Source organism: Comamonadaceae bacterium OTU4NAUVB1, from assembly GCA_024372625.1.
Classification (GTDB): domain Bacteria; phylum Pseudomonadota; class Gammaproteobacteria; order Burkholderiales; family Burkholderiaceae_C; genus Variovorax.
In genome coordinates this window covers 1341836-1360239 of the sequence record CP099605.1, presented here as the reverse complement: position 1 = coordinate 1360239, position 18404 = coordinate 1341836, and the positions used below count along the sequence as shown (strand labels likewise).

19 protein-coding genes are annotated in these 18404 nt (G+C 70.7%); 11 read left to right on the top strand and 8 right to left on the bottom strand.

Annotation, left to right across the window (positions count from 1 at the left end; translation table 11 throughout):
* Window positions 1-95 precede the first annotated feature (95 nt).
* Window positions 96-827 carry a two-component system response regulator OmpR gene (gene ompR / locus NF681_09770; protein UST55429.1) on the top strand — a complete coding sequence of 244 codons (732 nt, stop codon included), beginning with the start codon at window positions 96-98 and terminating at the stop codon, window positions 825-827.
* Between the two features lie 89 nt (window positions 828-916).
* Window positions 917-2335: an ATP-binding protein gene (locus NF681_09765; GenBank protein UST55732.1), complete on the top strand. Its 1419-nt coding sequence runs from the start codon at window positions 917-919 to the stop codon at window positions 2333-2335.
* A gap of 13 nt (window positions 2336-2348) precedes the next feature.
* Here NF681_09765 and ispF read toward each other — a convergent pair whose 3' ends face one another.
* Both ispF and ispD read right to left on the bottom strand, forming a co-directional pair.
* Complete coding sequence (gene ispF, locus NF681_09760) at window positions 2349-2852, bottom strand: 2-C-methyl-D-erythritol 2,4-cyclodiphosphate synthase (protein ID UST55731.1); 504 nt, start codon at window positions 2850-2852, stop codon at window positions 2349-2351.
* A gap of 53 nt (window positions 2853-2905) precedes the next feature.
* On the bottom strand, window positions 2906-3673 hold the full coding sequence (ispD, locus tag NF681_09755; GenBank protein ID UST55428.1) for a 2-C-methyl-D-erythritol 4-phosphate cytidylyltransferase: 768 nt from the start codon (window positions 3671-3673) through the stop codon (window positions 2906-2908).
* 137 nt (window positions 3674-3810) lie between these two features.
* Here ispD and mfd point away from each other — a divergent pair, with 137 nt between their 5' ends.
* Together mfd and serB are read left to right on the top strand one after the other, a co-directional pair.
* Entirely contained in the window at window positions 3811-7308 is a 3498-nt protein-coding gene (gene mfd / locus NF681_09750) for a transcription-repair coupling factor (protein UST55427.1), read from the top strand.
* Entirely contained in the window at window positions 7305-8012 is a 708-nt protein-coding gene (serB, locus tag NF681_09745) for a phosphoserine phosphatase SerB (GenBank protein ID UST55426.1), read from the top strand. The genes mfd and serB overlap by 4 nt, the downstream gene beginning before the upstream one ends.
* Window positions 8013-8061: 49 nt before the next feature.
* Here serB and NF681_09740 read toward each other — a convergent pair whose 3' ends face one another.
* Entirely contained in the window at window positions 8062-8388 is a 327-nt protein-coding gene (locus NF681_09740) for a DUF6172 family protein (GenBank protein ID UST55425.1), read from the bottom strand.
* Between the two features lie 57 nt (window positions 8389-8445).
* Between NF681_09740 and NF681_09735 the strand changes: the two genes are divergently transcribed.
* A complete protein-coding gene (locus tag NF681_09735; protein UST55424.1) occupies window positions 8446-8673 on the top strand; it encodes a hypothetical protein in 228 nt (75 codons plus the stop codon).
* Window position 8674: 1 nt separating this feature from the next.
* Here NF681_09735 and NF681_09730 read toward each other — a convergent pair whose 3' ends face one another.
* The gene (locus NF681_09730) at window positions 8675-9862 is read right to left on the bottom strand and encodes a PLP-dependent aminotransferase family protein (protein ID UST55423.1); all 1188 of its coding nucleotides are present in this window, start codon (window positions 9860-9862) and stop codon (window positions 8675-8677) included.
* A 251-nt stretch (window positions 9863-10113) separates the two neighbouring features.
* On the opposite strand from NF681_09730, the gene NF681_09725 reads away from it, so the two are divergent.
* From NF681_09725 to NF681_09705, 5 genes are all read left to right on the top strand, one after another.
* Complete coding sequence (locus NF681_09725) at window positions 10114-11502, top strand: HipA domain-containing protein (GenBank protein UST55422.1); 1389 nt, start codon at window positions 10114-10116, stop codon at window positions 11500-11502.
* A 24-nt stretch (window positions 11503-11526) separates the two neighbouring features.
* Window positions 11527-12171 carry an endonuclease III gene (nth, locus tag NF681_09720; protein ID UST55421.1) on the top strand — a complete coding sequence of 215 codons (645 nt, stop codon included), beginning with the start codon at window positions 11527-11529 and terminating at the stop codon, window positions 12169-12171.
* Window positions 12172-12277: 106 nt separating this feature from the next.
* Complete coding sequence (locus NF681_09715; protein UST55420.1) at window positions 12278-12808, top strand: PAAR domain-containing protein; 531 nt, start codon at window positions 12278-12280, stop codon at window positions 12806-12808.
* 3 nt (window positions 12809-12811) lie between these two features.
* Window positions 12812-13369 carry a hypothetical protein gene (locus NF681_09710; protein ID UST55419.1) on the top strand — a complete coding sequence of 186 codons (558 nt, stop codon included), beginning with the start codon at window positions 12812-12814 and terminating at the stop codon, window positions 13367-13369.
* Window positions 13366-13701 carry a hypothetical protein gene (locus NF681_09705; protein ID UST55418.1) on the top strand — a complete coding sequence of 112 codons (336 nt, stop codon included), beginning with the start codon at window positions 13366-13368 and terminating at the stop codon, window positions 13699-13701. The genes NF681_09710 and NF681_09705 overlap by 4 nt, the downstream gene beginning before the upstream one ends.
* Before the next feature lie 76 nt (window positions 13702-13777).
* On the opposite strand, the gene NF681_09700 is transcribed toward NF681_09705, so the two are convergent.
* Genes NF681_09700 through NF681_09685 form a run of 4 tightly spaced genes read right to left on the bottom strand, consistent with a single transcriptional unit; the run spans window position 13778 to window position 17955 of the window.
* Complete coding sequence (locus NF681_09700; protein ID UST55417.1) at window positions 13778-14530, bottom strand: histidine phosphatase family protein; 753 nt, start codon at window positions 14528-14530, stop codon at window positions 13778-13780.
* A gap of 2 nt (window positions 14531-14532) precedes the next feature.
* Window positions 14533-15327 carry an adenosylcobinamide-GDP ribazoletransferase gene (cobS, locus tag NF681_09695; GenBank protein ID UST55416.1) on the bottom strand — a complete coding sequence of 265 codons (795 nt, stop codon included), beginning with the start codon at window positions 15325-15327 and terminating at the stop codon, window positions 14533-14535.
* Between the two features lie 21 nt (window positions 15328-15348).
* Window positions 15349-16443, bottom strand: coding sequence for a nicotinate-nucleotide--dimethylbenzimidazole phosphoribosyltransferase (gene cobT / locus NF681_09690; protein UST55415.1), 1095 nt, complete (start codon window positions 16441-16443; stop codon window positions 15349-15351).
* 21 nt (window positions 16444-16464) lie between these two features.
* Window positions 16465-17955, bottom strand: a complete 1491-nt coding sequence (locus tag NF681_09685; GenBank protein ID UST55414.1) for a cobyric acid synthase — start codon at window positions 17953-17955, stop codon at window positions 16465-16467.
* Window positions 17956-18095: 140 nt separating this feature from the next.
* Here NF681_09685 and NF681_09680 point away from each other — a divergent pair, with 140 nt between their 5' ends.
* On the top strand, window positions 18096-18329 hold the full coding sequence (locus NF681_09680; protein ID UST55413.1) for a hypothetical protein: 234 nt from the start codon (window positions 18096-18098) through the stop codon (window positions 18327-18329).
* The last annotated feature ends 75 nt before the right edge of the window (window positions 18330-18404 follow it).

Here is an 18404-nt window from a genome sequence, read left to right as displayed (position 1 = left end):
TGTGTAACTTAGTGTCAAAACGCTGGCAAAAGACCGTAATGGCATGGCAACGCCGTCAAAATCGCGCCTGTTACAAATTCAGTGTCGCAGAAGTAATGAATCAAACCCTCTCCCGCACCGACAAGGTCGTGATCGTCGACGACGACGCCCGCATCCGAGACCTGCTGCGCCGCTACCTCACGCAGGAAGGATTCGAGGTGATCGTGGCCGAGGACGGCAAGGCGCTCAACCGCATCCTGCTGCGCGACACGGTCGACCTGATCGTGCTGGACCTGATGATGCCGGGCGAGGACGGACTCTCCGTGTGCCGGCGCCTGCGCGCGGCCAACGATCGCACCCCGATCATCATGCTCACTGCCAAGGGCGAGGACGTGGACCGCATCGTCGGCCTGGAAGTCGGCGCCGACGACTACCTGGGCAAGCCGTTCAACCCGCGCGAGCTGCTCGCGCGCGTCCATGCCGTGCTGCGCCGCCGTCCACCGCTGGAGGCACCGGGCGCGCCCTCGGCCGAGAACGAGACCGTCACCTTCGGCCCGTTCAGCTTCGACCTCGGTTCGCGCACGCTCAAGAAGGACGGCGAGGAACTCTCGCTGACCACCGGCGAGTTCGCCATGCTCAAGGCGCTGGTGCGCCATCCGCGCCAGCCGCTGTCGCGCGAGAAACTGGCGCAGCTCGCGCGCGGCCGGGAGTTCGAGCCCTTCGACCGCAGCCTGGACGTGCAGATCTCGCGCCTGCGCAAGCTGGTCGAGTCCGATGCCGCCGCGCCGCGCTACATCCAGACGGTCTGGGGCGTGGGCTACGTGTTCGTTCCGGACGGCACGTCCTGAGACCGCCGGAGCGACTCCGGCCGATGCGCATGCCCGCGCCACAGCCACCGCCCCTGCCGAACTTCGGCGAGGACGCCGCCCAGGTCACCATGCCCAGCCCGCTGGAGAGCGGTGGGCGGGTGCGCCGCCAGGGCTTCGGACTGCGCCTGGGCTTCAGCCTCTTCTGGCGCACCTTCTTCCTGCTGGCGCTGCTGCTGCTGGGCTGCACCGTGGCCTGGCTGCAGACCTTCCGCGCGCTGGAATACGAGCCGCGCACGCTGCAGACGGCGCACCAGATCGCCTCGCTGGTCAACCTGACGCGGGCGGCGCTGGTGTATTCGGACGCCGTCACGCGTGTCTCGCTGATCAAGACGCTGGCCGACCAGGAGGGCGTGCGCATCCTGCCGCGCGAGGCCAACGACCGCTATGAGCCCTATGCGAACGCCACGCTCGACCGCCGCGTGACGGACGAGCTGATCGCCCGGCTCGGCGACGGCACGACGGTGGCCAGCCGGGTCAACGAGGAGGAAGGCCTGTGGGTCGGCTTCACGATCGAGAGCGACGCCTACTGGCTGCTGCTCGACCCCACGCGCTTCACCCACGTCGGCGGACGCACGTGGGCGGTGTGGCTCGCGACCGGCATCATCCTGTCGCTGGCCGGCGCGGCGCTCATCGCCGGCTTCATCAACCGGCCGCTCAAGCACCTCTCGCGCGCGACGCTGCAGGTGCGCGAGGGCGAGTACGAGGCCCACCGGCTCGACGAGCGTGCCCGCACCAACGAGATCCGCGCCGTCAACATCGGCTTCAACCGCATGGCCGACCAGCTCGCCAAGATCGAGCAGGACCGCGCCGTGATGCTCGCGGGCATCTCGCACGACCTGCGCACGCCGCTCGCCCGGCTGCGCCTGGAGACCGAGATGAGCGTGGCCGACGAGGACGCGCGCGACCACATGGCCGCCGACATCGCCCAGCTCGACTCGATCATCGACAAGTTCCTCGACTATGCGCGCCCCGACCACGTCGACGTCACGGCCGTGCTGCTGCGCGACGTGGTGGACGCCTGCACGTACGCCGTGCAGGACCACGACGACATCCGCATCAAGGTCGAGGTGCCGGCGGACCTGCGCGTGACGGCCGACGAGGTGGAGATCACGCGCGTGCTCTCCAACCTGGTGGAGAACGCGCGCCGCTACGGCCAGACGCCCGGCACGGGCGTGGCCAACGTGACGATCCAGGCCCAGGCGCACGACGAGGCGGTGCTCATCAAGGTGCGCGACCACGGCGCGGGCGTGCCGGCGGACACCCTGCCGCAGCTGACCAAGCCGTTCTTCCGCGGCGACGCCGCCCGCACCTCGGCCGCCGGCGCCGGGCTGGGCCTGTCGATCGTGGCCAAGAACATCGACCGCATGGGCGGCACCTTCGCGCTGACGAGCACGCCGGGACGCGGCTTCGCCGCGCACATCCGCCTGCCGCGCGCCTTCCCGCCCAGGCCGGAGCCGGCGGCCGGCCCGCGCAAGGGCCAGGGCTAGCGACCGGCCGACCTCAGCGGCCGCCCGCTGCGCCCTGGCGGTGCAGCAGCACCACGGCGCGCGCCTCCATCGCCCGGCCCTCGCCCACCGGCCCGAGCTTCTCGGCCGTCTTGGCCTTCACGTTCACCTGCGACGGCGCGAGCCCCAGCACTGCCGCGATGCGCTCGCGCATGGCCGGGATGTGCGGCGCCAGCTTGGGCGCCTGCGCGATCACCGTGGTGTCGAGGTTGCCCACGCGCCAGCCCTCGGCGCCGACGCGGCGCATCGCCTCGGCCAGCAGCACGGCGGAGTCGGCACCGCGGAAAGTCGCGTCGGTGTCGGGGAAGTGGCGGCCGATGTCGCCCAGCCCGGCCGCGCCCAGCAGCGCGTCGGTGATGGCGTGAAGCAGCACGTCGGCATCGGAATGGCCGAGCAGCCCGGTGGTGTGGGGCACCTCCACGCCACCGAGGATCAGCTTGCGGCCGGCCACGAGCTGGTGGACGTCCCAGCCCTCGCCGACGCGGAGGTCCAGGGGCATGGCCGAGGCCGGGGTGGGGACGGGTTCGGAGGCGGGGGTGGTGGCGGGTGTCGTCATGGGCGGTCGCGGACAGGTTCGGCGTCGACGGCGTCGACGGGGGATGGCTCGGGACGGCGCGGCGCGAGCAGCGCCTCGGCCAGCTCGAAGTCCTCGGCATAGGTGAGCTTGAAGTTGCGCGCGCTGGCGGCCACCAGCAGCGGCGCCAGGCCCATGGCCTCGATGGCGCCCGCCTCGTCGGTGACGCCGTCGCCGGCGCGTTCCAGCGCCTCGCACAGCACGCCGATGCGGAACATCTGCGGCGTCTGCGCGAGCCACTTGTCGGCGCGCGGCAGCGTGGCGCAGACGCGGCCCTCGGCCGACGCGGCCTTGAGCGTGTCGGCCAGCCGGTGCGCCAGCAGGCCGCCGACGGCATCGTGCGCGCAGGCGGCGATCAGGGCCTCGACCTGTGCCGGCGTGACCAGGCAGCGCGCGGCGTCGTGCACCAGCACCCAGTCGTGGGCCTGGGCGCCGGCCGCGCGCAGGGCCGCCAGGCCGGCGCCCACGGTGGCGGCGCGGGTGCCGCCGCCGACGCGCAGCAGCCGCTCGCCCGGCCCGGGAAAACCGGGCAGCGCGGCGGCGACGTCACGGTCCTCCGGCGAGACCACCAGCGCCAGCGCGGCGAAGCGTCCGGGCAGCGCGCGGAAGACGTCGAGCGTGTGCGCCACCAGCGGCCGACCGGCGATGCGCCGGTACTGCTTGGGCAACGGGCCGGCGCCCGCGCGGCTGCCGCTTCCGGCGCACGGGATCAGGACGAAGCAGCGGGGCGCCGGCAAGGCCAACATGGGATCAGGGACGCCCGCGAGGGGCCGGCAGCGAAGGGGTCGCCATTCTAGAATCCGGCGCCATGCACCCCTCGCCTCGCGGCGCGGGGTGTTGGCGCATGTGCAGTGCGCATCCTCACCCGGGCATTTCACCTCTCATGGATCTCCCTTCCCTCCCCGCCGGCAAGCGTTTCACGCTCCCGCGACCGCCCCTGTCGGCCGATGCGCTGCTGCTCGCGCAGCTCGCCACGCGCGAGACCGCGGCCGGCCGGGCCACGGCGATCTTCACCGCCGACGCCAACGACGCGCAGCGCCTCATCGACGAGCTCCGCTTCTTCGCGCCCGACCTGCGCTGCGCCCTCTTCCCGGACTGGGAGACGCTGCCCTATGACAGCTTCTCGCCGCACCAGGACCTGATCAGCGAGCGGCTGGCGACGCTCTGGCGCATCCTGCCCAACGGCGGACGGCGCGAGGCCGACGTCATCCTGGTGCCGGCCACCACCGCCCTCTACCGGCTGGCGCCGCCGTCCTTCCTGGCCGGCTACACCTTCCACTTCAAGACCCGGCAGAAGCTGCAGGAGTCCAAGCTCAAGGCGCAGCTCACGCTGGCGGGCTACAGCCACGTCACGCAGGTGGTGAGCCCGGGCGAGTACGCGGTGCGCGGCGGCCTGATCGACCTGTTCCCGATGGGCTCGCCGGTGCCGTTCCGGGTCGACCTGTTCGACGACGAGATCGACTCGATCCGCACCTTCGACCCCGACACCCAGCGCAGCCTGTACCCCGTGCCCGAGGTGCGCCTGCTGCCCGGGCGCGAGTTCCCGATGGACGACGACGCCCGGGCGCGCTTTCGCAGCCGCTGGCGTGAACTCCTGGAAGGCGACCCGACCAAGAGCCGCATCTACAAGGACATGGGCAACGGCGTCGCCACCGCCGGCATCGAGTACTACCTGCCGCTGTTCTTCGAGGAGACGGCGAGCGTCTTCGACTACCTCGGCGACGACGCCACGGTGGTGCTGCACGGCGAGCTGGAGCCGGCGTTCCAGCACTTCTGGCAGGACACGGCCGAGCGCTACCGCCTGGTGCGCGGCGACCCGGAACGCCCGGCGCTGCCGCCGGAGGCGCTGTTCCTGAGCGCCGAACAGTTCCATCAGCGCGCCAGGGCGCATCCGCAGCTCGCCCTGCGCGGCACGGCCGAATCCGCGACGCCGGCGTACGCCGAGTTCGACGCCCTGCCGCCCTTCGCCGTGGTGCGCGGGGCCGACGACCCGCTGGTACGGCTGAAGGCGCACATCCAAGCGACGCCGCACCGCGTGCTGCTGCTCGCGGAGAGCGACGGCCGGCGCGAGAGCCTGCTGGACTTCCTGCGCGCGAGCGGCGTCGCGCCGCCGGTGTTCGACTCGCTGGCCGGCTTCGAGGCCGACGACGGCGAGAAGATCGGCATCGCCACGGCGGCCCTCGCGTCGGGCTTCGCATGGCGTGAACGCGGCATCGACTTCGTCACCGAGACCGAGCTGTTCGCCACCGCGCCCACCACGCGCCGGCGCAGCAAGCGCCAGGAGCAGGTCAGCGACGTCGAGGCGCTGATCAAGGACCTCGCCGAGCTGAACCTCGGCGACCCGGTGGTGCACACCGCGCACGGCATCGGCCGCTATCGCGGGCTGGTCAACATGGACCTCGGCCAGGGCAGCGACGCCGAGGGACGCCCGCTGATGCAGGAGATGCTGCACCTGGAGTACGCCGACAAGGCCACGCTCTACGTGCCGGTCAGCCAGCTGCACCAGATCAGCCGCTACACCGGCGTGAGCGCCGACGAGGCCCCGCTGCACAAGCTGGGCTCGGGTCAGTGGGACAAGGCCAAGCGCAAGGCCGCCGAGCAGGTGCGCGATTCGGCCGCCGAGCTGCTCAACATCTACGCCCGGCGCGCGGCGCGCGAGGGCCACGCCTTCCGCTATTCCGGCGCCGACTACGAGGTCTTCGCCAACGACTTCGGCTTCGAGGAGACGCCCGACCAGAAGGCGGCCATCCACGCCGTGGTGCAGGACATGATCTCGCCCCAGCCGATGGACCGGCTGGTGTGCGGCGACGTCGGCTTCGGCAAGACCGAGGTCGCCCTGCGCGCCGCCTTCATCGCGGTCACCGGCGGCAAGCAGGTCGCCTTCCTGGCGCCGACCACGCTGCTGGCCGAGCAGCACTACCAGACACTGGTGGACCGCTTCGCCAAGTGGCCGGTCAAGGTGGCCGAGATGAGCCGCTTCCGCTCCGCGAAGGAGATCACCGCCGCCGCCAAGGGGCTGGCCGAGGGCACCATCGACATCGTCGTGGGCACCCACAAGCTGCTGTCGCAGACGGTGCAGTTCAAGAACCTGGGCCTGCTCATCATCGACGAGGAGCACCGCTTCGGCGTGCGCCACAAGGAGGCGATGAAGGCGATGCGCGCGGAGGTCGACGTGCTCACGCTGACCGCCACGCCGATCCCGCGCACGCTGGGCATGGCGCTGGAAGGCCTGCGCGACCTGAGCGTGATCGCCACCGCCCCGCAGCGGCGCCTGGCCATCAAGACCTTCGTGCGCACCGAGGGCAACGGCGTCATCCGCGAGGCCGTGCTGCGCGAGTTGAAGCGCGGCGGCCAGGTCTACTTCCTGCACAACGAGGTCGAGACGATCCAGAACCGGCGCCAGAAGCTCGAGGAGATCCTGCCGGAGGCCCGCATCGCCGTGGCCCACGGCCAGATGCCCGAGCGCGAGCTCGAGCGCGTGATGCGCGACTTCGTGGCCCAGCGCTACAACATCCTGCTGTGCTCGACCATCATCGAGACGGGCATCGACGTGCCCACGGCCAACACCATCGTCATGAGCCGCGCCGACAAGTTCGGTCTGGCGCAGCTCCACCAGCTGCGCGGGCGCGTCGGTCGCAGCCACCACCAGGCCTACGCCTACCTCATGGTGCCGGACATCGAGGGCCTGACCAAGCACGCCTCGCAGCGGCTCGAGGCCATCCAGCAGATGGAGGAACTCGGCAGCGGCTTCTACCTGGCCATGCACGACCTGGAGATCCGCGGCACCGGCGAGGTGCTGGGCGAGAACCAGAGCGGCAACATGTTGGAGATCGGCTTCCAGCTCTACAACGAGATGCTCGGCGAGGCCGTGCGCGCGCTCAAGGCCGGGCAGGAGCCCGACCTGCTCGCGCCGCTGTCGGTCACCACCGAGATCAACCTGCACGCTCCCGCCCTGCTGCCCGACGACTACTGCGGCGACGTGCACCTGCGCCTGTCGTTCTACAAGAAGCTCGCCACCGCCAAGACTCCCGACCAGATCGATCACCTGCTCGAAGAGATCGTCGACCGCTTCGGCAAGCTGCCGCCGCAGGCCCAGACGCTGATCGACGTGCACCGCCTGCGCGTGCTGGCGCGGCCCTACGGCGTGGTGAAGGTCGACGCCGCTCCGGGCGTGATCAACATCACGTTCCGCAAGGACCCGCCGATCGATTCGATGGCGATCATCCACCTGATCCAGAAGAACAAGCACATCAAGCTCGCCGGCAACGAGAAGCTGCGCATCGAGCGCGAGCTCAAGGAGCCCAAGGACCGGGCGCAGATGGTGCGCGACGTGCTGCGCAGCCTCGGACAACCCCGCACCCTGGAAGCCCTTCCCGCATGACCGCATCGTTCGCCCCCGGACTCGTCCTCCAGCGCTTCACCCCGCCCCTGCGGCTGGCGGATTTCGGCCTGATCGCCTTCGACATGGACTCCACGCTGATCGACATCGAGTGCATCGACGAGATCGCCGACGCGGTGGGCAGGAAGGCCGAGGTGGCGGCCATCACCGAGGCCACGATGCGCGGCGAGATCAGGGACTTCAAGGAGAGCCTGACGCGCCGCGTGGCGCTGCTCGAAGGCGTGCCGGTGGCCGCGCTGCAGCGGGTGTACGACGAGCGCCTGCACCTCAACCCGGGCGCCGAGGCGCTGGTCGCGGCCTGCCGGGCGGCCGGCCTGAAGGTGCTGCTGGTCTCGGGCGGCTTCACCTTCTTCGCCGACCGCGTGAAGGCGCGCCTGGGCATCGACTTCGCGCGCTCCAACCTGCTGGAGGAAGCCGACGGCCACCTCACCGGCCGCGTCGTGCCGCAATGCTGGGGCGACATCTGCGACGGCGCCGAGAAGCGACGCACGCTGCTGGAGGTGGCCTCGCTGCTGGGCCTGTCGAGCGCGCGGACCATCGCCGTGGGCGACGGCGCCAACGACCTGCCGATGATGGGCGCGGCGGGCCTGTCGGTCGCCTTTCACGCCAAGCCGAAGGTGCGCGAGCAGGCCATGGTGGCGATCGACGCGGGCGGGCTCGACCGGCTGCTCGACGTGCTGCGCTGAGGCCGGCAGGCACGTGAAGCCAGGACGCCGGTGGGCGCCGGGAGGCCGCTCAGGCGTGCGGCGGCGAGGGATCGGCGTCGCCGGTGCGTGCCGGCCTCGGCGCGCGCTGACCGGGCTTGGCCAGGATCTCGACGTAGAACTGCGTGCCCGCGGCCGCCACGACGGCGTCGATCGAGGCCGTCAGCGCGGACTCCTCCACCGGTACCGCGCTGGCCTCGGTGGCGCCGAAACGGCAGTCGAACTCCCAGCGGTCGGCGCCCGGGGGCAGTTCGCGGCGGCGTTCGCGGCGGATGTACTTGCGGATCTCGTGCTTGGTGGCCTCGAGCAGGCGGTCGGGGTGCTTGCCCTCGACGTGGAGGGGGAAGGTCTTTTTCATGGGTGATTGTAGGAAGCGTCTAAAGTGCGCGCCTCAACGACGACGAGGTGAAAACGAATGGCGCGCGCGAACGACTGGACGGGCAAGGTGATGGCCCTGGTGAATGGCGGCAACCGGGCGGCGGCCATCGCGCAGATCAAGGTCGCTCCCAGCGTGAAGGACCTGACTGCGCTCAAGACGGTGATGACGCTCTCGCGCCTGACGGGCAAGTGGAAGGACCTGGACTCGGCGATCGACGACAGCCTGGCGGCGCTGTCGTCGCCGCGCCTGCACCGCTCCCCCTGAGTCAGAGCGCCTTCGCGAGCCGGGCGATGCCCTCCTCGATCTTCTCGACGTTGGCAGTGGCGAAGCTCAGGCGCAGGGTCGCGGGGTCCGGTTTCTCGGCGAAGAACGGCGCGCCGGGCACGAAGGCGACCAGCTGCCCGATGGCGCGCTTGGCCAGCACGCCGGCGTCGGCGAGCCTGCCGTCGGCGCCGGTCAGGCGGGCCCAGAAGAACAGGCCGCCCTGCGGCTGCGTGAACGTGATGGCGTCGCCGAGTTCGCGCCGCAACGCGGCGCCCATGGCCCGGGCGCGCTCGCCGTAGACGCGGCGCACGTCGGCGAGCGTCGCGGGCATCCGGCCGCTGCGCAGGTACTGCGCGGCGGTGGCCTGCGCGAAGGTGCTGGTGTGGGCGTCGCTGAACTGCTTGCACATCGTCGCCTTGGCCAGCAGTTCCGGCGGCGCGATCATCCAGCCGATGCGCAGGCCCGGGCTGAGCACCTTGCTCAGGCTGCCGCAGTGGACCAGCAGCTCGCGGCTGCCGGGCACCTCCGGCGACAGCGCCAGGATCGACGGCGGCGGCGCCTCGCCGAAGTACAGGTCGCCGTACGGGTCGTCCTCGACGATCGGCGTCTGGTACCTCACCGCCAGTTCCAGCACCTTGCGGCGGCGCGCCAGCGACAGCAGCGCGCCGCTCGGGTTGCCGAAGGTCGGGATCAGGTAGACGAATTTCGGCTGGTGCTCGGCGATGAGCGCTTCGAGCGCGTCGGTGTCCACGCCGTGGGCGTCGACCGGCGCGCTGATCAGCTGCGCGCCGTAGAGCCGGAAGCACTGGATGGTGGCGAGGAAGGTCGGTCCTTCCACGATCACCTTGTCGCCGGGCGAGATGAGCGTCTTGCCCAGCAGGTCCAGCGCCTGCTGGCTGCCGGTGGTGACGATCAGGCCGCTCGGGTCGACCGTCACGCCCTTGGCCCCCATGAACGCCGCGAGCTGCGCGCGCAGCGGCTCGTAGCCCTCGGTCGCGCCGTATTGCAGGGCGCCGCCCGGCTCCTCGTCGAGGGCGCGCGCGCTGGCCGCCTTCAGTCCCTCGACGTCGAACATGGCGCTGTCCGGAAAGCCGCCCGCGAAGCTGATGATGCCGGGCGTGCCCAGCAGCTTGAAGAGTTCGCGGATGGCGGAGGTCTCGACGTTGTCGAGGCGGGAGGCGAATTGCATGGCGATGGACCTTGGACCTTTCTGAGGGCGTTATTGTCGAGCGAAGCCGGACCGACCTCCGCCGGGCCCGCTTTCCCCCATCCCACGAACGTCGAACGATCGCCCATGCCCCCCTCCACGCACGCCCTTCCCGAAACCCGCCGGCTCCCCGGCGCCACGCCACCGACGTCGCGTCGGCCGCCGCATGGCGTGCGGGCCACGCGACGGCGCAGCGCGGACGCATCCATCCCCAGGGCCGGCGGCGCGTCGTGATGGCGGTCGTCAAGAAGCGCGGTCGCGGCCCGCGCCACCCGGCGCCGCTGGTGGCGTGGATGCACGGCCGCGTCGTCGGCGAATGGTCGGTGCGCGAGGGCGAGCATCGCTTCGGGTACGACGAGGCCTGGGTCGCCGACCCGGACGCGTGCCCGCTCTCCCTGTCGCTGCCGTTCCCGCCCGACCACGCCCCGCTGCGCGGCGCGGTCGTGGGCGACTGGTTCGATCACCTGCTGCCCGACGTCGGCCTCCTCCGGCAGCGACTGCAGGATCAGCTCGGGCTGGGCGACGCCGACGCGTTCGACCTGCTGGGCGCGCTCGGCCGCGACTGCGTCGGCGCGGTGCAGCTGCTGGCGCCCGGCGCGTCACCCGGCGACTTCGATCGCATCGACGCCGCGCCGCTGGACGAGGGCGGCGTCGAGCGCGCCATCGACGCCGCGCTGGCGCCCGGCCGGCGCCGGCGCGAGGGCGGCACGGACGGCGAGGACGGCCCTGTCCGCGCCGCCCTGCCCGGCACGCGGGAGAAGACCGCCCTGGTCCGGCGCGCGGACCGGTGGCTGCGCCCGCTCGGCGCCACGCCGACCACGCACCTCCTCAAGCTGTCGCCCGGCGGGACCGGCGGGCCCGACCCCCTGGACGCCGGGCCGCGCGACGGGCTCTGGAACGAATGGCTGTGCGCGCGCGTCGTGTCGGCCTTCGGATTGGACGTGGCGGCGTGCGAGGTCGCCCGCTTCGGCCGGCACGAGGCCCTGGTCGTCGAGCGTTTCGACCGGGCCGTCCAGGGCGGCGTCGAGGCCGGCGACGACCGCATCGTCCGCCTTCCCCAGGAAAACCTGTGCCAGGCGCTCGGCGTGCCGGGCACGCGCCGGCACGAGGCCGACGGCGGTCCGGGCCTGCGCGACATCCTGCGCGTGCTCGGCGCCGGCACGAACGCCGCCGCCGACAAGGCCGCCTTCGTGAAGGCGCAGATGGTCTTCTGGCTGCTGGCGGCGACCGGCGGCCACGCGGGCAACCATTCGATCCTCCTCGCGCCCGGGGGCGGCCATCGCCTGGCTCCCTTCCATGGCGTGCGGTCGGCCTGGCCGGTCATCGGCGGTGGCGGACTCCGCGCGATCGAGCTTCAGCAGAAGACCCGGCCGGCGCTCGCCTTGCGCGAGAAGAGCGCCCACTGGGGCCTGGGCGACCTCCGCGCCCGGCACTGGGACGAGGTCGCCCGGCTGGCCGGAGCGGCCGGTCCCCGCGCGCCGCGCGACGAGATCGCCGAGCGGCTGCCCGAGGTGCTGCGCCGGGTCGAATCCGAACTGCCACCGGGTTTTCCGGCACCGCTGGCCGAGGCGGTCCTGGACGGCGTGAAGGCCTTCGCGCCCCGGCTGCACGACGCGGGCTGACATCGACACGACCCGCGACACCCCATGAAAAAAGAATCCATCGAAGCCTTCTTCGCCGCCCTGCAGGCGGCCAATCCGACGCCCGAGACCGAGCTGCTGTACGACTCCCCCTTCGAGCTGCTCGCCGCCGTGCTGCTGTCCGCGCAGGCCACCGACGTCGGCGTGAACAAGGCGACGCGGCGGCTCTACCCGGTGGCGAACACGCCGCAGGCCATCCTCGACATGGGCCAGGAGACGCTGGAGGAACACATCCGGACCATCGGCCTGTACCGCAGCAAGGCGAAGCACCTGATGGCGACCTGCCGGATGCTGGTCGAGCGGCACGGCGGCGAGGTGCCGCGCACGCGCGCCGAGCTCGAAGCGCTGCCGGGCGTGGGCCGCAAGACCGCCAACGTGATCCTCAACGTCGCCTTCGGCGAGCCGACGATGGCGGTGGACACGCACATCTTCCGCGTCGGCAACCGCACCGGGCTGGCCCCTGGGAAGACGCCGCTGGCGGTCGAACTGAAGCTGGAAAAGCGCGTGCCGCCGGCCTACCGCCTGCACGCGCACCACTGGCTGATCCTGCACGGCCGCTATGTCTGCGTGGCGCGCAAGCCGCGCTGCTGGGAGTGTGCGGTGGCGGCGCATTGCGATTTCAAGCCGAAGACGCCGGCGCCAGGTCCCTGAGCACGACAGGAACGGGATGCAAAAGACATGCGTCTGAATTGCGCATCAAGAATTGTTCAGGAAGGTCGGCAAAACAGCACTTGCCGAACTGGCATATTGATAATTCTTGATCAATATTCAAATCGACATGACATCAATCTTCAAAAGAGCAGATCTATACGGCAAATCTCAGGCTGCGCTAGGCGACATGACCAGCCACGGTGGAGTGATCACGTCGGGCAGCCCGAACAATTCATGGCATGGCTTGCCGATCGCCCGCAAAGGGGACGACGTCTTCTGCCCCAGATGCCCGCCTCATTTCTTCAAGATCACGGAAGGCCTGCCCAACTGTACGGATACCAATGCAGCGATTCCAATGGCCACAGAAGGTCACTTGACGGGCTGCGGCGTCACCCTGATTGCCGAAAGTGCTCCTGCCGACCTACTTCTCAAGGTTATTTCTTTCGTGAACGGCAACGGCTACGACGACCGCTATGTCCTGCGGGACAGTCATGGAAGCGCCATGCCGAACACTTATTACGGTACAAAAGACGCTAGTGGAAAAATCGCTTTTCAAACCACGGATCAGGATGGACACACGCACGTGCATCTGACAGGTGAGCATGCCGGCGAGATCAGCTTCTTCATCGCGGGATAGATCATGCCGGATCAGACCCTACTGGAAAACCAGGGCGAAATCTTGCGCCTGATCGCCAAAATCAAAACCACTCCGCATGGCGATCGATCCATAAAATCCATCGATACCGATTCAACGACGATTGAAGTACTGATTTTTGACGCCGTCATGACATCGGCAGGTTCACAGTTTGGGCATGTGGCCATCGATATCGATGGCGTGATCTACAGCAGGGCAAACAGCAGATATGCAATTATTCCCGATGGCGAGGGTTTCCGGCGTTCCAACTTGAAGATTCGAGACTTTGAAGGATTGGTTCTTCGCGTTTCTCCCACAGAAAAATCCAAGATCGCGAAAGAACTCAGGCGCCGAGCCAAAGTCGATGCTCCCTACAACATCGCCAACAACAGTTGTTCCACGAACATCGCCGATGTTCTGGAAAGCATCGGGATTCTCTCCCATGATCCACGATTCCAGTTCGAGCCCGAATCCACCGACATGGTTTCTCCGAAAGAAATTCTTATTGTCGTTTCTCGATCGAAAAGACTGGCGAAAAGAAATCACTACCTCAAATCGCCATGAACACGTGGAAAACGACAATTGGAATCTCGCTGCTCCTACTGATTATTTTTCTTCTTTTTAAAAATCCGAGCGACCCTCCGTACTTCAAGGGTCCATTCCAGTGGAGCAGGATGGAAGTAAAAATGGCTCAGACCTCTGGAGCCTCTGCTTTTCCAGTCTATGCATCCATCGATAGAATGAACGAGATTTTCCAGATGGAAGTTGGCGATGAGTGTTATTTCCTGAAGGACGACGGATGGCGCTGGCGCGATACGAAGGATCCGGCTTTCGCATTGGCTCCCGTTTTCTGTCCGGGAAAAGGCGGCGGATGGACTATGCTCCCGGGAACCTGAGAATTCTTTTTTCCACTTCGGTGAAAAGCCGATAGGGCGTCATGTCCGATGAGCGCTGCACTGCGACGTGAATCGATCAGCGCGGCCGGCTTTCGACGCAGATCCACGCTCCCAACGCGACCGATTGCTGAGGCCACTCGCTCGCGCGTTCCGGGCAGCGCACGCCCGCGTCGAGCAGCATCACGGCCCGCATCACCCCCGCGTGCGTGACCCACACGGCATCGCGCCCCGAGGCGCGCCACGCGTCCCACGCCGCACCGACGCGGGCCATGAACAGGCGGGTGCTCTCACCGTGGCCGCCCACGCGCGCGTCGGCGAAATCGGCCGTCCAGGCGTCGAAGGCGTCGCGGCCGATGGCGTCCCACGGCAGGCCTTCCCAGGCGCCGAAATCCATCTCCGCCAGCCGCGCGTCGATGCGCACCGGGCCCAGGCCGGGCAGGCGCTCGACCACGGCCGCCGCCAGCGCGGTGCAACGCCGCAACGGCGAGCACCAGAGGCGGACGTCGTCGGCGGTGGCGGTGGCGGTAGCGGTAGCGGGATCGAACTGCGACGATGCCGCCACGAGCGTGGGATCGGCGCGGCGGGCGGTGTCGCCGATGGGGGTGCCGCCGGTGTCGTCGTCGGCACGACCAGCGTCGGAGACGGCGATGCCGGACGCTTCCGGCCCGGCCGGCCACCGCCGCGCGAAGTCGTCCGCCGCGGCGCGCGTCGCCGCCGGCCGGGCCGCCAAGTCGCTCGCGCCGTAGCACCGGCCCGACGCGCCCTCCACCGCCGCGTGGCGCAGCAGCCAGAGCCTGGGCGCCCTTCCGGCCGACGTCGATGTCGTCACGCTCACCACCGCGCCGCCAGCGCGAGGTAGATCACGATCTCGGCGACCTGCTGCGTCGCCCCCAGGCAGTCCCCGGTGAAGCCGCCGAGCCGGCGCCGGAACCAGCGCGCCAGCGCGAAGGTGACCCCGGCCGCCGCCGCCAGCGCGCCGAGCGCCGCCGGCACGCCGAACACGTATCCCAGCCCCAGCGCGGCCGGCGCCGACCACGCCAGCGCGATGCCCAGCGCGCGACCGCTCACCGAATCGGCCAGGGGCTTGGACTTGGCGGCCTCGCCGCTCACGTGCGGCAGCCAGCGCATCGGCGCGAGCGGCATCAGGCGCGAGAGCACGTGCGCCCCCGCCAGCGCCGCGCAGGCCGGCGTGGCACCGGCCAGCGCGCCCAGCGTCGTCAGCAGGGCCAGCTTCAGCCCCAGCGCCAGCACCAGGGCGATGGCGCCGAACGCGCCGATGCGCGAGTCGCGCATGATCTCCAGCGCCCGCGCCCGGTCCTGCGTGCCGCCCAGGCCGTCGGCGACGTCGGCCAGGCCGTCCTCGTGGAAGGCACCGGTCGCGAGCACCGTGACGACCGTGGCCGCCACCGCCGCCACGGCCGGCGGCCACAGGGCCGACGCGAGCGCGAACGCCGCCGCGCCGATCGCTCCCACCACCCACCCCACCGCCGGGAAGTGCGCCGCGCTCGCGCGCAGCATCGCCGGGCTGTAGCCCACCCAGCGCGCCAGGGCCCCGGTCACCGGGATGCGCGTGAAAAACTGCAGCGCCAGCAGGAAGTGCCGCACGCCGGCCGCCAGGGTCCTCATGGCCATCGGGAACGGCCGGCGTCAGGCCGCCGCGTCGCCGCGGGAGACGCCGGCCGCGTCGAAGCTCGCCATCTCGCGCAGGAGGCGGCAGGCCGATTCCAGCAGGGGCCACGCCAGCGCCGCGCCCGAGCCCTCGCCCAGGCGCAGGTCCAGCGCCAGCAGCGGTTCCAGGCCCAGCCGCGCCAGCAGCAGCGCGTGGCCGGGCTCGGCCGAGACGTGCGCGGCCACGCAGCGCTGCGCGACGTGGGGCGCCAGCGCCTGCGCCACCAGCACCGCCGCGCTGGCGATGAAGCCGTCGAGCACGATCACGCGGCGCGCTTCGGCCGCCTGCAGCACGGCGCCCACCAGCGTCGCGATCTCGAAGCCGCCGAAGGCCGCCAGCGCGTCGAGCGGCGCGGTGGCACCGGCGTGCCGCGCCAGCACCTCGGCCAGCACCCGGGCCTTGCGCGCGCGCCCGGCGGCGTCCAGGCCGGTGCCCGTGCCGGTGCAGGCGTCGACGTCAATGCCCGCGAGCCGCGCCAGCAGCATCGACGCCGCCGAGGTGTTGCCGATGCCCATCTCGCCGAGCAGCAGCGCATTGCCCGGCAGCGCGCGCACCACGTCGCGTCCGTTCGCGATCGCCTGCGCGCACTGCGCCGGGCTCATCGCCGGTCCGGCCGACGCGTCGGCGGTGCCGTGGGCGACCTTGCGCGACAGCAGGCCCGGACGCGGCGCGATCTCACCGCGCACCCCGCAATCGACCACCGTGAGCGCCAGCCCGTGCTGGCGCGCGAGCACGCTGACGGCCGCCCCGCCGGCGAGGAAGTTCTCGACCATCTGCCGCGTCACTTCGCCCGGATAGGCCGACACGCCCCGCGCCGCCAGGCCGTGATCGGCCGCGCAGACGAGCATCTGCGGGCGGTCCAGCACGGGCGACTCGGTGCCCAGGATGCCGCCCAGGCGCAACGCCAGCGCCTCGATGCGCCCGAGCGCGCCCACGGGTTTGGTCTTGTTGTCGAGCGCCGCCTGCAGGCGGCGGACGAGTGCCGGATCGGAGAGATCGGCGCATTCGGTCTTGGGGACAGCGGTCCCGGACGTGTCCGCAAGGCCGTTAGCAGAAGAGCGGGAGGAGTTCATGCAAGAAGGCGGGACGCCCGGTCAGTCGATGAGGGAACGCAGCACGCCCGGCTGGAAGTGCGCGTCGATGAAGTCCGCCAGGCCGTCGAAGACCGAGTCCAGCGTCGGCGCGGCGCCGCCGAACAGCGCGCGCATCACGCCGGGGTCCTCGAACAGGCCGTGCAGGTAGAACCCGATCACGTTGCCCGCCGCGTTGCGCCAGCCGAGGCCCTCGGGCAGCACGGGGTGGGCGCGCTGGCCGGCCGCGGCCAGGGCGGGATGCTCCGCGGTCGCGCCGTGGTGGATCTCGTAGCCGCGCACCGCCAGCCCCGACAGCGCGCGCCACGGCCCGGCGTCGATCGCGCCGAAAGTGGCTTCGCGGTGGCGCACCGTCTTCTCGGGCTCGAACACCGTCACCAGCGGCAGCAGGCCCAGGCCCGGCGCGTTGCCGTCGATGCCGTGGGGATCGATCAGCGCCTCGCCCAGCATCTGCAGCCCGCCGCACACCCCCAGCACGCCCCCGCCCCGGGCGGCGTGCGTGGCCACCGCGCGGTCCAGGCCGTTCGCGCGCAGCCAGGCGAGGTCGCCGCTGGTGTGCTTGGAGCCCGGCAGCACGATCCAGTCGCCCGGTCCCAGGTCGGCCAGTTCGGCCGGCGCACGCACCCAGCGCAGCCGCACGCCGTCGAGGTTCTTCAGCGGCTGGAACTCGTCGAGGTTGCTGATGCGCGGCGTCGCGACGACGGCGACGGTCAGGCGCACCTCCCCCGCCGACGTGGTGCGCGCATCGAAGACGCCGTCCTCCTCGGGCAGCCCGTGGCGCCACCACATCGGTAGCGTCGCCACGGTGGGCACGCCGGTCAGCGCCCGCAGGCGCTCGGGCGCCGGCGCGAGCAGCGAGGCGTCGCCCCGGAACCGGTTGAGCACGAAGCCGCGCAGCAGCGCGCGGTCCGCCTCCGGCAGCAGCGCCCAGGTGCCGTAGAGGTGGGCGAAGGCGCCGCCGCGGTCGATGTCGCTCACCAGCAGGCAGCGCGCGTCGGCGTGGCGCGCGACGCGCAGGTTGACGATGTCGCTGTCCATCAGGTTGATCTCGGCCGGCGAGCCCGCGCCCTCGATGACGACCACGTCGTTCTCCGCGCGCAGCGCGTCGAGCGCGGCGGCGATCGCGGGCCAGACGCGCTCGCTGCGTCCGCGCCACGGCAGCGCGGTGAGGGCCGGGTCGACCCGGCCCATCAGCACGACCTGGCTGTGGGTGTCGCGCTCGGGCTTGAGCAGCAGCGGGTTCATGCGCACCTCGGGTTCGGCGCGCGCGGCCAGCGCCTGGAAGTACTGCGCGCTGCCGATCTCGCCACCGGCGACCACACGCGCGTTGTTGCTCATGTTCTGCGCCTTGAACGGCGCCACGCGCAGGCCCTGGCGCGCCATCCAGCGGCACAGGGCCGTCGCCAGCCAGCTCTTGCCCGCGCCGCTGGTGGTGCCCAGCACCATGACGCAGCGCGCCCCCGCCGGCGCGGCGCGTTCGTCCGAAATGGTCATGCGTGTCTTCCTTTCCGGGGGTTTACCCCGATCCGATGGGCCGCCGGGTGGCAAGCAGATGCAACACACCCGCGCGCTGTCATCAGGATGGCGCCCACGTTCGTTTCAGGACGCACGCCCCACACCGAGATGGACACACGATGGCACCGAGACATGAACTGGCCCTGAGGGTCGAGGAACGCGCGGCGGGAGAATACTTCTGGGCCCTGCTCGAAGCCTGCGAGATGCAGGGCTCCGACGTCTTCCACTACCGCACCTTCCGCTCGGCCTCGGCCCCGCAGGCCGCCTACTGGGACGCGATGGTGCTGGGGGTGGCCGAGTTGCGCCGCACCATGGCCGCGGACCCGGTGAGCACGACCGGGCCGCTGGCCTGACTGTGGAGATCGGCTGACGGTGGCAGGGGTGATTGCCCGAACCGGCGCGCGTGGATCGACCGTCATGGTGACCTC

What these genes read in the sequence shown, in the direction of transcription:
- NF681_09680 (UST55413.1), top strand. Translation starts at nt 18,096, where the DNA reads ATGGCACCGAGACATGAACTGGCCCTGAGGGTCGAGGAACGCGCGGCG.
- cobS (UST55416.1), bottom strand. Translation starts at nt 15,327, where the DNA reads ATGAGGACCCTGGCGGCCGGCGTGCGGCACTTCCTGCTGGCGCTGCAG.
- serB (UST55426.1), top strand. Translation starts at nt 7,305, where the DNA reads ATGACCGCATCGTTCGCCCCCGGACTCGTCCTCCAGCGCTTCACCCCG.
- NF681_09730 (UST55423.1), bottom strand. Translation starts at nt 9,862, where the DNA reads ATGCAATTCGCCTCCCGCCTCGACAACGTCGAGACCTCCGCCATCCGC.
- NF681_09685 (UST55414.1), bottom strand. Translation starts at nt 17,955, where the DNA reads ATGACCATTTCGGACGAACGCGCCGCGCCGGCGGGGGCGCGCTGCGTC.
- NF681_09725 (UST55422.1), top strand. Translation starts at nt 10,114, where the DNA reads ATGGCGGTCGTCAAGAAGCGCGGTCGCGGCCCGCGCCACCCGGCGCCG.
- ispF (UST55731.1), bottom strand. Translation starts at nt 2,852, where the DNA reads ATGCCCCTGGACCTCCGCGTCGGCGAGGGCTGGGACGTCCACCAGCTC.
- ispD (UST55428.1), bottom strand. Translation starts at nt 3,673, where the DNA reads ATGTTGGCCTTGCCGGCGCCCCGCTGCTTCGTCCTGATCCCGTGCGCC.
- NF681_09705 (UST55418.1), top strand. Translation starts at nt 13,366, where the DNA reads ATGAACACGTGGAAAACGACAATTGGAATCTCGCTGCTCCTACTGATT.
- nth (UST55421.1), top strand. Translation starts at nt 11,527, where the DNA reads ATGAAAAAAGAATCCATCGAAGCCTTCTTCGCCGCCCTGCAGGCGGCC.
- NF681_09765 (UST55732.1), top strand. Translation starts at nt 917, where the DNA reads ATGCCCAGCCCGCTGGAGAGCGGTGGGCGGGTGCGCCGCCAGGGCTTC.
- NF681_09735 (UST55424.1), top strand. Translation starts at nt 8,446, where the DNA reads ATGGCGCGCGCGAACGACTGGACGGGCAAGGTGATGGCCCTGGTGAAT.
- mfd (UST55427.1), top strand. Translation starts at nt 3,811, where the DNA reads ATGGATCTCCCTTCCCTCCCCGCCGGCAAGCGTTTCACGCTCCCGCGA.
- NF681_09740 (UST55425.1), bottom strand. Translation starts at nt 8,388, where the DNA reads ATGAAAAAGACCTTCCCCCTCCACGTCGAGGGCAAGCACCCCGACCGC.
- ompR (UST55429.1), top strand. Translation starts at nt 96, where the DNA reads ATGAATCAAACCCTCTCCCGCACCGACAAGGTCGTGATCGTCGACGAC.
- cobT (UST55415.1), bottom strand. Translation starts at nt 16,443, where the DNA reads ATGAACTCCTCCCGCTCTTCTGCTAACGGCCTTGCGGACACGTCCGGG.
- NF681_09710 (UST55419.1), top strand. Translation starts at nt 12,812, where the DNA reads ATGCCGGATCAGACCCTACTGGAAAACCAGGGCGAAATCTTGCGCCTG.